The organism is Vreelandella azerica, assembly GCF_013112225.1.
In the GTDB taxonomy this organism is placed as follows: Bacteria; Pseudomonadota; Gammaproteobacteria; order Pseudomonadales; family Halomonadaceae; genus Vreelandella; species Vreelandella azerica.
The window spans coordinates 520,265-533,466 of the sequence record NZ_JABFHI010000002.1; the positions used below are offsets into that span (position 1 = coordinate 520,265).

The window sequence follows — 13,202 nt, forward strand, 5'->3', positions numbered from 1 at the left end:
TGGAATAGTCTGGACACAGGGCAGCTGCTAAGCTGGCGAAAAACTGCCAATGCCGGAAGGGCCCTTATGGATGTCAGAGTGAATTCCCCCGCACAGATCATCAAGTCGTTTTCCGCCTGGCTGCCCATGCTGTTGGTGGCCTTGCTGCTTTACGGTGTTGTCTTTGTGGGGTTTACCGTGTGGCTATTGATGCAGCCATTGGGGATGGCACCAGCACTGGCCCAGCAGCTGGGGCTGATTATTGGCGCGGTGCTGCTCACCGGCGGCTTTTACCTGTATGTCCAATGGCTGATTGGCTCTCTGGCCGCCTATGAATTATCCCTTAACGGCCAGCTGTTGCGGGTCAGGGGATTTCCGGGCGCGGTTCAATTGACAATGAACTGCCATTGGGGGAGCTTACAAAGGTTCATATCGGCACCCGCACCCACACATTGGAAAAACCTTCCTCCGGCCAGCGAGGAGCCAACAGTAAAGCCGCTGCCCGGATGATGTTTGTGCTCGATGATGGCCATTACTTCAAGCTGGATTACGCCGCCAACGCCTTTGATAACCAGTCTCTGTATGACTTTCTAAGTCATCTTAAACGCAAGGGTGTTGATATCAATATCAGTGAGTAGGCGGGTGATTAACATGCAGTGGTTATTTCACCTTCACTATAGGGTCAACTGGAAAAGGAGTTCAGGGTCATGACTGCAACCGCATCCTCTAACGGACGCTCTCTAGTCGGTCGGTTTTTACGCGAAGAAGCTGCGTTTCTGGTGGCGTTGCTCACCTTTGTGATTTTGCATTTCGGGCTGCATGACACCCTGAACAAGGCCATTACCCCTGAAACCGCTCAACCCCTGGTGGGAGCTCTGTTTGCCGTATGGCTGTTTGCCGTGGTGCTTTGGGCTGCCTTTAATGTGGTTCGACATGCTGATGTTCTGGCCATCAAGCTGGGTGAGCCGCTGGGTACGCTGATTCTTACTCTGGCGGTGGTGGGTATCGAGGTGTCGCTGATCTCAGCGGTGATGCTGACCGGCGCCGAGGCGCCAACAATGGCGCGGGATACCATGACGGCGGTGCTTATGATTGTGTTGGGTGGCCTGACCGGCGCCTCCCTGCTGATTGGTGGTTTCTTCCACGGAGAGCAGGACTACAACCTGCCAGGCGCGCGGGCCTATCTTGGCGTTCTGGTGCCCCTCGCTGTCTTCGCACTTGTTTTGCCCGATTTCACCGCTTCCACGGATAGCCCGACGTTCACTCCCGTTCAGGCAGGGTTCTTTGCGATTATCACGCTGGTGCTTTACGGCATCTTTCTGGCCATTCAGACCCTCCGCCATAAGAGCTATTTTGAGCAACCCATGCAGGAAAGGGCGGCAGACCATGAAGCAGCGCCCGGGCACTCGCATGATCATGGCCCACAGCACGCGACAAGCTACCACGCTGTCCTGTTGCTCCTGACGCTGGTGACCATAGTGCTGCTGGCGGAACTTATCGCCATGATTGTCGATTTTGGCATTGTCCAGGCGGGCGCGCCGGTGGCGTTGGGCGGGGTGATCATCGCCCTGGTGGTGCTTACCCCGGAAAGCATGGCGGCCCTGGCCGCCGCCCGTGCCAACCAGCTTCAGCGCTCGGTGAATCTGCTGCTGGGTTCGGCGCTGTCAACCATTGGCCTGACCCTACCCGCGGTGGTTGCCGTCAGCCTTATAACAGGCGCCAACCTGCAGCTAGGGCTTGATATGGCCCCCATGGTGTTGCTGCTGCTGACACTGGTCGTGTGCCTGATGACCTTTGGAGGCACCCGAACAAATGTGCTGCAGGGTGCTGTTCACATCGTTCTGTTCCTGGCCTATCTGCTGCTGATCTTCAGCCCGTAAAGCGCAATCAGCCGCTATTTTTGCGCTTTGGTATTCATTCAATCAGTTTCTTTTCTTGACCGCCACCTTGCTCCAGCTCAGCAATCGACTCAAGCAAACGTTGAGCGTTTTTGGGAGCGCGCAGCAGGTAGGCGGTCTCTTGCAGCGCCTCATAATCTTCTAAAGAGATCATGACAACAGACTGTGATTTGTTGCGGGTGATAATCACAGGAGAATGGTCTTCACAGACTTGCTCCATTGTTTTGGCCAGATGATTTCTAGCGGCTGTGTAGCTTATGGCATCCATAAAGCGGTTCCTGCATGGAGTGTTGGCCTGTTCAGAACATTGTATATATAAGGCTGTCGCAATCAGCGTTGATGTTGGAAGTAAACTGAAGGTGGTTAAACTTGCCACCTTCAGCCTAGCCGCTGTTAGCGCATTTTAAACGGATTTAGACCATTGGCCTGCTGCATCATCATGCGTTTGGCCAACGGGAAGCGCTCCGCCAGTTGCAGGCTGGCATCACCCAGGCGGCGTAGCGGGGCGGCGCCGGTAAACAGATGGTGGAAGCTTTCGGTGGCGGCAATCATCGCCTGGTTGGCAATACGCCGCTGGATTTCATAGCGGTGCAGGGCGGTACTGTCGCCTACGTCGCGCTGGGCGAGTAGGGTTTCCGCCAGGGCGTCGGCATCGTGTAGGCCGATATTCAGCCCCTGACCGGCCAGCGGGTGGACGACGTGAGCGGCATCACCAATCAGCACCAGGCGCTTGGCGATATAGCGCCTGGCGTGTTGGCGTCGGATTGGAAAGCTGGCGCGTCCGGTGACGCGGATCAGGCTGCCCAGGCGCTTGGGAAAGGCGGCCTCAATGGCGTCTTTCAGGCTCTCATCGCTGAGCATTTCCCGCTCGCGGGTGGCGGTATCGCTGTCGTACCACACTAGGGAGGCATGGTGGCCGGGCAGCGGCAGCATGGCGATAGGCCCGGTGGGGGTGAAGCATTGCCAGCTGACATCCTGCTCGGGCAGCTCGGTTTCCACATTGGTGATCAGCGCCCGCTGGTGGTAGTCATAGGTGGTGATCTCGATCCCAGCCAGCTCACGCAGGGTCGAGCGGGCACCGTCAGCGCCGACGATCAAGCCAGCGTTGAGAATCTTGCCGTTATCCAGCTCGATGACGCGGGCATCGCTGGCGGCCATGGTGGAGACAGGGGCGCAGTGAGTATAGAGAGTAACGCCGGGCATGCGTTCAAGGCGCTCCCAAAGCGCGTACTGCAGAGTACGGTTCTCGATAAATACGCCAAACCGATCCATCCCGCTGTCTTCGGCGGAAAAGTGGCTATGGCCCTTGCCATCCTGGTTCCACACTTCGATATGTCGGAAGGTACAGCAACGTTCTTCAGGTAAGGCGGTATCGCTGGCTTCGATAAACGCCAGCGAGCGGGCATTGAGCGAGGAAATGCGCAGGTCAAAATCGCCTTCAGGGGGCGTGGGCGGTGCGCCTTGCTCTACCAGGCCGACATTCATACCGGCGTAGCCTAGCCGCGCCGCCAGCGCCGCACCCACCATTCCACCGCCAATGATGACCACTTCATGATCGCGTTGCATGCAGATTCTCCTACCCAAAAACGTGACCCAGGCCCACTGTCTGGCCTGAAGTTGTTAAACTGATCATCACAGTATCGTTGAGATGTACAAGCCTTGCCTAGGGGTTAACATTATTCTGTGACCAAATCTTGATACAGGTAAAGAAAATGCACACAAATGTCGAGCAGGCAGGTGAGGCTCTGGCCGATTATATCGACCGCTACCGCAAGCTGTGGGTGATCAGCGGGGCGGGGGTGAGCACCGACAGTGGCATTCCTGACTACCGCGGCGTTGATGGCCAGTGGAAGCGCCCCCGCCGGTTCAGCATGCTGATTTCATGGCTTCGCTGAGTGTTCGCAAGCGTTACTGGGCGCGGGCCCTGGTCGGGTTTCGGGCGCTGAGTGATGCCCCGGTCAGCGGTGCGCATCGTGCCCTGGCGGCGCTGGAGCGCATGGGCTATATCGAACAGTTGGTCACCCAGAACGTGGATCGCTTGCATCAGCGCGCAGGCTCGCAGCGGGTGATTGATCTGCATGGCCGTGCTGATCTGGTGTCGTGCATGTCCTGCCGCTACCGCATGATGCGCCACGCCATGCACGCTGAGATGGCGCGGATGAACCCCGCCTTTGCCCATCTGCAGGCAGGCCACGCGCCTGATGGCGATGCGGATCTGGAGATGGATTTCAGCACCTTCAAGGTGCTGGACTGCCCGCGTTGCAGCGGCATCCTGAAACCCGAGGTGGTCTACTACGGCGATGTGGTGCCCGCCAAGCGCCGTCAGGCGGCTGAAGAAGGTTTGCAGCGTTCCCAGGCAGTACTCACGGTGGGGACGTCGCTGATGGTGTTTTCCGGCTACCGCTTTTGCCGCCAGGCCCATGCCCAAGGTTTGCCGTTGGCGTCGTTATCCCTCGGGGTCACCCGTGCTGATGGACTGATGGCCCAGCGTTGGCAGGCGCCGATTACCCCCGTGCTGGAACACGCGCTGCACTGCCTGCAGGGCAACGCCCGTTCAACGCGCCCTGGAGACCCAGGGGTTGCCCTCGTGCCATAGCCGCCAGGGCGCATCGCGGTCAGCGGGCTGGGCGTAGTCGATACCGACCCGCGGGCCGCTGGCAATCACGGCAGGAGCTGCTGCCTGAGTGATCCAGAGTTGCTCTGAGCGAGTCATGTCATGGCCATACAGGGCTTTATCCACCCTGAGTGCGCGGGTCAGCTTGCCGGGGCCATTACACAGTTGGCGGCCCTTGGCGTTGCGCAGGGCGCGCATGGCGTCTTCACCCTCCACGGGTTCCACGGCGCGGATCAGCACGGCGCAGGGGTTGCCTTCAGGCTGGGTGACCACATTCAACAGCCAATGCATGCCATACACCAAATACACATAGGCGTGGCCCGGTGGCCCGAACATGGCCTCGGTTCTGGGCGTTTTACGCCGATGGGCATGGCAGGCGGAGTCTTCCGAGCCTCGATAGGCTTCGGTTTCCACAATTTGGGCGATCATCAATTTGCCCTGATGAAGGCGTACCAGTTGGCAGCCCAGAAGATCGCGCGCCACCTGCAAGGTATCGCGGTCATAGAAATCTCTGGGCAGCGGCAAGGGGGAGTGAGGCAAAAGCGCCGACGCAGGTGCCGATGTGGATGTGGACGAAGCGCTTGAAAGGCCAGATGGCGTCATCTTGTCGCCTATTACTTGAGTAAAATGATAGGGTATTATAACGCTCAACAGATCAACAGTGGAGACCCCCATGCTGGCATTTGAACACCAATTTGCAACCCTGCCCGAGCCGTTATGGGTTGCCTGCCAACCCACGCCCGTTGAGGCCCCACGCCTGATTGCCTTCAATCAGCCACTGGCCGATGCCTTAGGCTTGGGGGAGGTGCCGGATGATGCCAGCCTGGCTGAGTGGTTCAGCGGTAACGCCCTGCCGCCCGGTGCCGAACCCAAGGCGTTAGGCTATGCGGGCCATCAGTTCGGTAACTTTGTGCCCCAGTTGGGAGATGGCCGTGCGCTGCTGCTGGGGGAAGTGGTTGATCAGAACGGTGTTCGCCGCGATATCCAGCTCAAAGGCAGCGGGCGCACGCCGTTTTCACGCGGTGGCGATGGCCGCTCGCCCCTTGGCCCGGTGCTGCGCGAATATCTGGTCAGTGAAGCCATGGCGGCGATGGGCGTTCCCACGACCCGTGCCCTGGCGGCGGTGGCCAGCGGCGAGCGGGTGATGCGCCAGATGGTCGAGCCGGGGGCGGTGTTGACCCGGGTGGCCGCCAGCCACGTGCGGGTTGGCACCTTCCAGTTTGTGGCGGCGCGTCAGGATCACACGGCCCTCAAGGCGCTGGCGGATTTCGTCATCGAGCGCCATTACCCAGAGGCGCAACAGGCGGAGCAGCCCTACCTGGCGCTGCTCGAAGCCGTCCTGCAGCGTCAGGCGGCGCTGGTGGCCAAATGGATGGGCGTTGGCTTTATTCATGGGGTAATGAACACCGATAACATGAGCATTGCTGGGGAGACCATTGATTACGGCCCCTGCGCCTTTATGGAGCAGTTCGACCCACAAAAGGTCTACAGCTCGATTGATCAGGGCAAACGCTACGCGTTTTCCAACCAGCCGTTGATTGCCCAGTGGAATCTGGCGCGTTTTGCCGAATGTCTGCTGCCGTTACTGGAAGGTGAGCAGGAGACCCGCGTATCCCAGCTGACCGACATTCTGCGTGGCTTTGATGGTGTGTTTGCCGCCGAGCAGCAGCGTATTCACGCCGACAAGCTGGGGCTTGACGCCGATAATGATCAGGCCAGCCAGCTGATGGCTGCCCTTGAAGCCCAGATGCAACAGGGGCGCATGGACATGACTGCCACCTTTGATGCGCTGACCCAGCTGGCCCGAGCGCCGGGCGATACCTCGCGTCAGGCTCTGCTGGCCCTATCGGCCATCCCTGAGGCGCTGGCGCCCTGGGTAGATGAATGGCAAGCACACCAGGTGGCCAGCCAGGATGAACAGCGCTGGCAGGCCATGCGCCAGGCGAATCCGCTGATTATTCCGCGTAATCACCGCGTGGAAGAGGCTATTCAGGCGGCTAATGATGGCGATCTTGCGCCCTTCCACCGCCTGCTGGCAGCGGTGACAACCCCCTATACAGATACCGCTGACACCCGCGAACTCAGCAAGCCAGCGAACGAGCAGCAGCAGGTACTGCGCACTTTCTGTGGCACCTGATACCCGCTGGGTGTGGCAGCCTTGCTACGCGCCGCGTCGCCTGTGGTAAACTGTTCATTCTTACAGGGTGAGAGGGCGGTAGGTGCGCAAAATCATTCATTGCGACTGCGACTGTTTCTATGCAGCCGTAGAAATGCGTGACAATCCGGCCCTACGTGATATCCCCATTGCCATCGGGGGTAGCGTGGAGCGCCGGGGAGTGGTGGCCACCTGCAACTATCCGGCGCGTGCCTTTGGCATTCATTCTGCCATGCCCATGGCTCAGGCGCTGAAGCGCTGCCCGCATCTGACGGTAGTACGCGGCGATATGGCCAAATACAAGGCCGTTGCCCGGGAAGTCTTTGCCATCTACCGCGAGATAACGCCGTTGATTGAGCCACTTTCCCTGGATGAAGCCTATCTGGATGTTTCCGCCATCACCGCTTATCAGGGCAGCGCCACTCGTATGGCCGAAGCGATTCGCGCCCGGGTGCGTGATGAAGTCGGCATTGTGGTTTCCGCCGGCGTGGCGCCCAACAAATTTCTGGCCAAGATTGCCAGCGACTGGCACAAGCCAGATGGCCTGTGCGTGATCCCCCTGAGGCTATAGACGATTTTGTGCGCGAGCTGCCAGTCACCAAGATTCACGGCGTCGGCCCGCGCACCGCTGAAAAACTGCATGGCCTGGGGATCCATACCTGTGCCGACCTGCGCGAGTGGGCACTGGTGGAGTTGGTGGAGCGGTTCGGCCGCTTTGGCGAACGCCTTCACGCCCTGGCCTATGGCCGCGACGAGCGCCCGGTAAAAACCCAGCGCGAACGCAAATCAGTGAGTACCGAACAAACCTACCCGCAAGACTTGCCCACCCTGGAAAGCTGCCGTGAGGCGCTGCCCGCCCTGATCGCCGATCTCGAACAACGCTATGCCAAGCTCGACCCACCGCCCGGCGTGCGCGGCGCCATGGTCAAGGTCAAGTTCAACGACTTCACCCAAACCACCGTGGAACACGCCGACCCCGCCCCGGATGCCGCCCAGTTTGAAGGCCTGTTAAACATTGGCTGGCAGCGCGGCAACCGCCCGGTACGCCTGCTCGGCGTGGGGTATCGGCTGGCGGAAGAAGCCGGTGCCCAGCAGTTGGCGCTGTTTTGATCAGCTTATTAAAGGCTTGACGCCTCTGAAGGGGAGCGTTAAAACAGATGTATGATAGATTGGTTTAACAATGAATAACCGTTGTCCAGTGACTGATTGACGACTTTGCGAGCCTGATATGACTGCTGATAATACCCAACGCCCCCGTTTAGTGTTTGCCCATGCCAATGGCTTTCCGGGGATGAGTTATCGCAGCCTGCTGGCGCCGCTGTCGGAGCAGTTTGATCTGCACCCGCTGGACCGACTGGGGCATCACCCGGAGTACCCGGTGAACCATAACTGGGCGAACCTGGTGGATGAGTTGCTGGCGCAGTTGCCTGCAATGGGCGCGCCGGTATTCGGGGTTGGGCATTCGCTGGGTGGCACCCTGATGGCTATGGCCGCGGCCAAGGCGCCAGAGCGCTTTCACGGGGTCGTGATGCTTGACCCGCCCTTGATGCTGGGCACGGATGCATGGGTGATGAAAGCGGCCAAACGCTTCGGATTTATTGACCGTATCACCCCCGCTGGAAAGACCCTGGGGCGGCGCACCGTGTGGCCGGGCCGTGAAGCCATGGGGATATACCTGCGTCGCCGTGGGCTCTTCCGTCAGTTCACGCCAGAGGCGCTCAATGACTATATTGAAGCGGGAACGCGGCTCCTTGACGATGGCCGCGCTGAACTGACCTTTGACCCCACGATTGAAGTCGCCATTTTTCGCCATCTGCCAGACCACCTGACGCGCCTGCCCAGGCGGCTCAAGGTGCCGGTCAGCATAGTAGCTGGAGAAGCCTCGGATCTGCTGACGGCGGGGCGTATCAAACGCCTGGAGCGCCACGGCTTGCAGGTAGATAAAGTGCCCGGTTCCCATATGTTTCCCATGGAGCACCCTGAAGAGACGCGTAGCGCTATTTTGCCGCCTGGCGGCGGCTAGCCTAGCCTGGCTGCAGCCAGCTTAATTGGCTTTTTTGGCTGATTGTTCGTCGCCCGCCTGCTGGTTATTTTTACTGGCACTATCGGTGTCGGTGGTTTTAGCCTTGGGAGACAGCGTGGCTTTGCTGACGGCTGCTGTGCCCGACGAAGAGGGCGCTTTGTGGGTTCCAGTGTCAAAGATACGTTCGAAAATTTCGTTGGCCGGATCCATATCGATATTGCCACGGAATTTACTGCCATCCTCGATAATCAGGTTAGGGGTAATAATGGTGCCTGAGACATTGGCGCCATCGTGGATAGTGACTTTTTCCAGCGCAACCAGATTACCTTCTACCCGCCCGGAAACATGCAGCGTGTGGGCATAGATATTGCCATCCAGCGAGCCTTCCTGCCCCAGCGTGACTGTTTTTGCCTTGCAGGTCACGGTGCCCTCTACGTTGCCATCAATCGTCAGGTTTTCGTCACTGAAGATATCACCTTGTACGTCGGTATAGCGGCCTATTGAGGAGCCGGATTGGCTTGGCAGTGACGCTTTTGGAGCGCTGTCTGGAGCAATGCTGGCGAGACTGCTTTGCTGCTTGTTCTCGGGCTCAGCGCCTTTTTTAGGAGACACTGACGTTGAGTTGGATTTGTTGAACATCGCTATTTCCCTTGTTGGTTTGTGTGAATGTGTATTCATTTGTTGATTTTTATGAATTCAGCTACTCTAGCATGAAGATTCTAGTCAGTAAGTGTGTCATGTGTGTTTTACATTATTATTCTCACGGATAAATCAAACTTAATGCGCTAGGTCCAGATGACTGATATCGCATATTACCCAAGGCTCTTGGCATGATTGATCAAGGTGTATTGATTCTGGCGGGTGCGCTTTGCATGGTGCTGATTGTGGCTGATGGTTTGCGCCGTCGTCGTAAGAGCCACAAAAATGAATTAGCTGAGGAGGCGGCGGCTGCCCCGGCCTTATCCCAGAAGGTGTTGACGTCGGATCACCCAGAGCAACAACCAATTGATGCTGAAGTGGAATTGATGCCTGAACCGGCTGTGCACCGCGAGGAGCGTGGTAAAAGCCTATCGGCAGGTTGTCATATCGGGCCGGCCACAACGGTGCACGGCCATCTGATTGCGCGTGAGAGTGTAATTATCAAAGGGTGTATTCTCGGAGCCGTACTGGCTGAAAATCAGCGCGTACACCTGGCATCCGGTGCTCATGTGACCGCTTCTATCAAGGGTGGGCAGGTCACCATTGACGGTAAGGTCGAGGGCGATATTCATGCAACACAGCGTCTGGCGCTATTGCAGAAAGCCGATGTGCTGGGGAATGTCACCACCGTTCGATTTGATTGCTTAAGTGGTGCCAAGCTGCATGGTAGAGTGATGGCAGATAGTGAGGTCGGTTAACGCTTTCAGTGTCCGATGGCTCATATAGATTTCTTCATTGCCGTGTATGACTTAACGTGCATGACTTAAGGAGACACCATGTATCTTTCTGTCCAGCTTAGTTTTTATCCACTAACCGATGATTTCAAACCGCCCGTGCGTGAAGTGGTGAAACGCCTGCAGGAAAGCGGCCTGGAGGTGTACCCCAACCGTATGAGCACCCAGGTGTTTGGTGAGTTTGATGCCGTCATGGCAGCGTTGTCTGATGTGATGAAGTGGTCATTTGAAACCTATGGCAAAGCTGCCTTTGTCGCCAACTTCCTGGAAGGGGATCGCCGCCCTGAGGGTGCATGAGGCGCCGGGGCCTGTGATTGCCAGCCACAAAAAAACCGCCCTTTCGGGCGGTTTTTTAACATCTGACGTGAGAGATTGCTCAGGTCAGTGCCTCAAGGCAGGCCTCAACAATATCCAAGCCTTCATTGAGAACGCTGTCTTCGATAGTGACAGGCATCAAGAAGCGGATGGTATTACCGTGCAGACCACAGGACAGCAGAATCAGGCCGTGCTCACGCGCCTTGGCGCAGACCTTGGCTGTCAGTTCCGGATCAGGTGTGTGGTTGGCCTTGTCTTTGACCAGTTCGAATGCCGCCATGGCGCCCATGTTGCGAGCGTTATCGACACAATCAAACTTGTTTTCCCAGCCGCCGAAACGCTCGGCCAGTTTATTACCCAGTGCCTGGCTTTTCTCGAGGATGTTTTCTTCCTCGAAAACTTCCATCACGGCCAGTGCAGCCGCACAGGAGGTCGGGCTACCGGTGTAGGTGCCGCCCAGTGAGTTAGGGCCGGAAGCATCCATATGCTTGTCGGTGCCCACAACCGCTGAGATCGGCATGCCGTCTGCCATGCTCTTGGCCATGGTCATCAGGTCCGGCTCAACGCCGCTGTGTTCAATGGCGAACATCTTGCCAGTACGCCCAAAGCCAGACTGGACTTCGTCAATGATCATCAGGATGCCGTGCTCGTCACAGATCGCACGCACCTTCTCAAGGAAGCTCTTCGGCGCCGGGTAGAAACCGCCTTCACCCAGCACAGGCTCCAGTACGATAGCCGCAGTGTTGTTGACACCGGCATCGGTTTTCAGCGCCATGTGCAGGCCGCGCAGCGCTTCGTCTTCGCTTACGCCATGGTAATCAACCGGGTAGGGCGCACGGAAAACAGTGCCCGGCATGGGGCCGAAATCGGTCTGGTAAGGAGCGACCTTGCCGTTCATGGCCATGGTGTAGAAGGTACGCCCGTGGTAGCCGCCATCAAAACAGATGATGTTGGAACGGCCGGTAGCGGCACGCGCAATCTTGATGGCGTTTTCCAGTGCTTCAGCGCCGGAGTTAGCCAGCATGACCTTGGCATGGCCGCGAACAGGGACGATCTGGCTGAGCTTTTCAGCTACCTTCACGTAGCCTTCATAAGGCATGACGGTCTGGCAGGTGTGCATCACCTTATCCAACTGCGCTTTGACGGCGGCAACGACTTTAGGATGGCGATGACCGACGTTGAGTACACCGATACCGCCCGCGAAGTCGATGAAGCGGTTGCCGTCGGCATCCCAGATTTCAGCGTTTTCAGCACGGTCAGCAAAGGCCGTGGCGGGGCTGGCAGCACCGGCAGCAACATATTTGAGTTTCAGTTCGTTCAGTTCTGCGTTACTCATGGTGTCTCCTCTTGTGAGTGACGACTCAATAGAAAAGTAATATTCAGCTTGGCGTCTAAGGTAATGTCACGCACCTTGCGTTAGCGTGAATGGCCTTTAATTGTGGTTCATATTGTAACGCTTTCAGCACCATTTATACACTTTAGATATAAGTAGCTGTTTTTTAAAGCTTAAAGCGGTATTTTGAATTGCTTATAAGATGCCCAGTGCTTTAAGTCCGTCAATCTGGGCGTTGTCCAGCCCCAACTGTTCCTTGAGTACGGCGTCAGTATGCTCGCCCAGTGTCGGTGGGGCACTCTGGGCACTCATCTGGATCCCGTTGAAGCGGATAGGATTATTGACCAGATCCACTTTACCACTTGCAGATTGTGGATGTTTCAGCTGTTGCTTGAGTTCCCGCGCCTTGACGTGAGGGTCATCGAAAACGCGATCCAGCGTATTGATGGGGCCGGCCGGTACGCCCACAGCTTCAAGGGCGGCAAGCCATTCGTCAGTGGTACGGGTGGCAAGCACTGCCTGAAGTTCTGGAATCAGCTGTTCGCGATGGCTGACTCGGGCGCCGTTGGTGGCAAAGCGCTCATCGTGGGCCAGTTCGCTGCGTTCGAGCACCTGACAGAGACGCTGAAATTGGCCATCGTTGCCTACCGCCACAATCATATGGCCATCAGCTGTGGTAAACGCCTGATAGGGAACGATATTAGGGTGAGCATTACCCAGGCGCTGGGGCACCTTGCCAGAGGTCAGGTAGTTAAGCGCCTGATTGGCCAATACGCCAACCTGTACGTCCATCAGCGCCATGTCAATATGGGTGCCTTCGCGGCTGGCGGCGTCCTGCTTATCTCGGGCATAGAGAGCAGCAAGAATGCCGTTGGCTGCATAAAGGCCGGTAAAGATATCGGTAAAGGCGACGCCTATCTTGACCGGGCCACCGCCGGGCGTGTCATCCGGCTGGCCGGTCAGGCTCATGATGCCGCCCATGGCCTGGATCATGAAATCATAGCCTGCCCGGTGGGCATAGGGGCTTTGCTGGCCGAAACCGGTAATGGAGCAGTAGATCAGTGCTGGATTGACTGCTTTCAGGCTCGCGTAATCCAGACCGTATTTCTTGAGTCCACCGACCTTGAAGTTTTCGATCACCACGTCAGATGTCGCCGCCAGTTCCCGCACCAGTTTCTGGCCTTCGGGCCGGGAGATATCCACGGTGACCGAGCGCTTGCCGCGGTTGGCAGACAGATAATAGGCCGATTCGCCGCGCTGTTCGGGCTGCTGACTTGCCAGCCAGGGTGGGCCCCATTGGCGGGTGTCGTCACCCTTGTCCGGGCGTTCTACCTTGATGACCTCGGCACCCATATCGGCAAGCATCTGGCCGCACCAGGGGCCAGCCAACACCCGTGACAGATCAAGCACCTTGACGCCAGCCAGCGGCGCTGGGGGAGACTGTTGCATTGT

15 protein-coding genes and 1 pseudogene are annotated in these 13,202 nt (G+C 57.8%); 10 read left to right on the plus strand and 6 right to left on the minus strand.

Annotated features, from left to right (window positions below):
* The first annotated feature begins 78 nt into the window (after positions 1-78).
* The 3 genes from HLB35_RS06490 (at position 79) to HLB35_RS06495 (ending at position 1,859) form a co-directional block, all read left to right on the plus strand.
* Positions 79-489, plus strand: a complete 411-nt coding sequence (locus tag HLB35_RS06490) for a hypothetical protein (RefSeq protein WP_171701956.1) — start codon at positions 79-81, stop codon at positions 487-489.
* Positions 486-617 (plus strand): hypothetical protein, encoded by a 132-nt coding sequence (locus tag HLB35_RS17835; RefSeq protein WP_268895889.1) that lies wholly within the window; start codon positions 486-488, stop codon positions 615-617. Before HLB35_RS06490 ends, HLB35_RS17835 begins: the two co-directional genes overlap by 4 nt.
* Before the next feature lie 69 nt (positions 618-686).
* Positions 687-1,859 (plus strand): calcium:cation antiporter, encoded by a 1,173-nt coding sequence (locus tag HLB35_RS06495; RefSeq protein ID WP_171701957.1) that lies wholly within the window; start codon positions 687-689, stop codon positions 1,857-1,859.
* Positions 1,860-1,893: 34 nt separating this feature from the next.
* On the opposite strand, the gene HLB35_RS06500 is transcribed toward HLB35_RS06495, so the two are convergent.
* Together HLB35_RS06500 and HLB35_RS06505 are read right to left on the minus strand one after the other, a co-directional pair.
* On the minus strand, positions 1,894-2,145 hold the full coding sequence (locus HLB35_RS06500; protein ID WP_171701958.1) for a type II toxin-antitoxin system Phd/YefM family antitoxin: 252 nt from the start codon (positions 2,143-2,145) through the stop codon (positions 1,894-1,896).
* A gap of 125 nt (positions 2,146-2,270) precedes the next feature.
* Positions 2,271-3,443 carry a UbiH/UbiF/VisC/COQ6 family ubiquinone biosynthesis hydroxylase gene (locus tag HLB35_RS06505; RefSeq protein ID WP_171701959.1) on the minus strand — a complete coding sequence of 391 codons (1,173 nt, stop codon included), beginning with the start codon at positions 3,441-3,443 and terminating at the stop codon, positions 2,271-2,273.
* A gap of 146 nt (positions 3,444-3,589) precedes the next feature.
* Here HLB35_RS06505 and HLB35_RS18270 point away from each other — a divergent pair, with 146 nt between their 5' ends.
* Both HLB35_RS18270 and HLB35_RS06510 read left to right on the plus strand, forming a co-directional pair.
* On the plus strand, positions 3,590-3,772 hold the full coding sequence (locus HLB35_RS18270) for a Sir2 family NAD-dependent protein deacetylase (protein WP_328731227.1): 183 nt from the start codon (positions 3,590-3,592) through the stop codon (positions 3,770-3,772).
* Positions 3,760-4,473 carry a Sir2 family NAD-dependent protein deacetylase gene (locus HLB35_RS06510; RefSeq protein ID WP_328731229.1) on the plus strand — a complete coding sequence of 238 codons (714 nt, stop codon included), beginning with the start codon at positions 3,760-3,762 and terminating at the stop codon, positions 4,471-4,473. Before HLB35_RS18270 ends, HLB35_RS06510 begins: the two co-directional genes overlap by 13 nt.
* Here HLB35_RS06510 and HLB35_RS06515 read toward each other — a convergent pair.
* The gene (locus HLB35_RS06515; RefSeq protein ID WP_171701960.1) at positions 4,432-5,094 is read right to left on the minus strand and encodes a DNA-3-methyladenine glycosylase; all 663 of its coding nucleotides are present in this window, start codon (positions 5,092-5,094) and stop codon (positions 4,432-4,434) included. The genes HLB35_RS06510 and HLB35_RS06515 overlap by 42 nt on opposite strands.
* 70 nt (positions 5,095-5,164) lie before the next feature.
* Between HLB35_RS06515 and HLB35_RS06520 the strand changes: the two genes are divergently transcribed.
* The 3 genes and pseudogenes from HLB35_RS06520 (at position 5,165) to HLB35_RS06530 (ending at position 8,669) form a co-directional block, all read left to right on the plus strand.
* The gene (locus tag HLB35_RS06520) at positions 5,165-6,628 is read left to right on the plus strand and encodes a protein adenylyltransferase SelO (RefSeq protein WP_171701961.1); all 1,464 of its coding nucleotides are present in this window, start codon (positions 5,165-5,167) and stop codon (positions 6,626-6,628) included.
* Between the two features lie 82 nt (positions 6,629-6,710).
* Positions 6,711-7,756: pseudogene (gene dinB / locus HLB35_RS06525) on the plus strand (DNA polymerase IV).
* 118 nt (positions 7,757-7,874) lie between these two features.
* Complete coding sequence (locus HLB35_RS06530; protein ID WP_171701962.1) at positions 7,875-8,669, plus strand: alpha/beta fold hydrolase; 795 nt, start codon at positions 7,875-7,877, stop codon at positions 8,667-8,669.
* 21 nt (positions 8,670-8,690) lie between these two features.
* On the opposite strand, the gene HLB35_RS06535 is transcribed toward HLB35_RS06530, so the two are convergent.
* Positions 8,691-9,308, minus strand: a complete 618-nt coding sequence (locus HLB35_RS06535; RefSeq protein WP_171701963.1) for a bactofilin family protein — start codon at positions 9,306-9,308, stop codon at positions 8,691-8,693.
* A gap of 191 nt (positions 9,309-9,499) precedes the next feature.
* On the opposite strand from HLB35_RS06535, the gene HLB35_RS06540 reads away from it, so the two are divergent.
* Positions 9,500-10,066, plus strand: a complete 567-nt coding sequence (locus HLB35_RS06540) for a bactofilin family protein (RefSeq protein WP_171701964.1) — start codon at positions 9,500-9,502, stop codon at positions 10,064-10,066.
* Positions 10,067-10,144: 78 nt separating this feature from the next.
* Positions 10,145-10,399, plus strand: a complete 255-nt coding sequence (locus HLB35_RS06545) for a thiamine-binding protein (protein ID WP_171701965.1) — start codon at positions 10,145-10,147, stop codon at positions 10,397-10,399.
* A 79-nt stretch (positions 10,400-10,478) separates the two neighbouring features.
* Here the strand turns inward: HLB35_RS06545 and gabT are convergent, their stop codons facing one another.
* Together gabT and HLB35_RS06555 are read right to left on the minus strand one after the other, a co-directional pair.
* Positions 10,479-11,753: a 4-aminobutyrate--2-oxoglutarate transaminase gene (gene gabT, locus HLB35_RS06550; protein WP_171701966.1), complete on the minus strand. Its 1,275-nt coding sequence runs from the start codon at positions 11,751-11,753 to the stop codon at positions 10,479-10,481.
* Positions 11,754-11,945: 192 nt separating this feature from the next.
* Positions 11,946-13,199, minus strand: a complete 1,254-nt coding sequence (locus tag HLB35_RS06555) for a CaiB/BaiF CoA transferase family protein (RefSeq protein WP_171701967.1) — start codon at positions 13,197-13,199, stop codon at positions 11,946-11,948.
* Positions 13,200-13,202 lie beyond the last annotated feature (3 nt).

Excerpts from the sequence above, each read along its gene's own strand:
- HLB35_RS06515 (WP_171701960.1), bottom strand. The coding sequence starts at position 5,094 with ATGACGCCATCTGGCCTTTCAAGCGCTTCGTCCACATCCACATCGGCA.
- HLB35_RS06530 (WP_171701962.1), top strand. The coding sequence starts at position 7,875 with ATGACTGCTGATAATACCCAACGCCCCCGTTTAGTGTTTGCCCATGCC.
- HLB35_RS17835 (WP_268895889.1), top strand. The coding sequence starts at position 486 with ATGATGTTTGTGCTCGATGATGGCCATTACTTCAAGCTGGATTACGCC.
- HLB35_RS06535 (WP_171701963.1), bottom strand. The coding sequence starts at position 9,308 with ATGTTCAACAAATCCAACTCAACGTCAGTGTCTCCTAAAAAAGGCGCT.
- HLB35_RS06520 (WP_171701961.1), top strand. The coding sequence starts at position 5,165 with ATGCTGGCATTTGAACACCAATTTGCAACCCTGCCCGAGCCGTTATGG.
- HLB35_RS06495 (WP_171701957.1), top strand. The coding sequence starts at position 687 with ATGACTGCAACCGCATCCTCTAACGGACGCTCTCTAGTCGGTCGGTTT.
- HLB35_RS06510 (WP_328731229.1), top strand. The coding sequence starts at position 3,760 with ATGGCTTCGCTGAGTGTTCGCAAGCGTTACTGGGCGCGGGCCCTGGTC.
- HLB35_RS06545 (WP_171701965.1), top strand. The coding sequence starts at position 10,145 with ATGTATCTTTCTGTCCAGCTTAGTTTTTATCCACTAACCGATGATTTC.
- HLB35_RS18270 (WP_328731227.1), top strand. The coding sequence starts at position 3,590 with ATGCACACAAATGTCGAGCAGGCAGGTGAGGCTCTGGCCGATTATATC.
- HLB35_RS06555 (WP_171701967.1), bottom strand. The coding sequence starts at position 13,199 with ATGCAACAGTCTCCCCCAGCGCCGCTGGCTGGCGTCAAGGTGCTTGAT.
- gabT (WP_171701966.1), bottom strand. The coding sequence starts at position 11,753 with ATGAGTAACGCAGAACTGAACGAACTGAAACTCAAATATGTTGCTGCC.
- HLB35_RS06540 (WP_171701964.1), top strand. The coding sequence starts at position 9,500 with ATGATTGATCAAGGTGTATTGATTCTGGCGGGTGCGCTTTGCATGGTG.
- HLB35_RS06500 (WP_171701958.1), bottom strand. The coding sequence starts at position 2,145 with ATGGATGCCATAAGCTACACAGCCGCTAGAAATCATCTGGCCAAAACA.
- HLB35_RS06505 (WP_171701959.1), bottom strand. The coding sequence starts at position 3,443 with ATGCAACGCGATCATGAAGTGGTCATCATTGGCGGTGGAATGGTGGGT.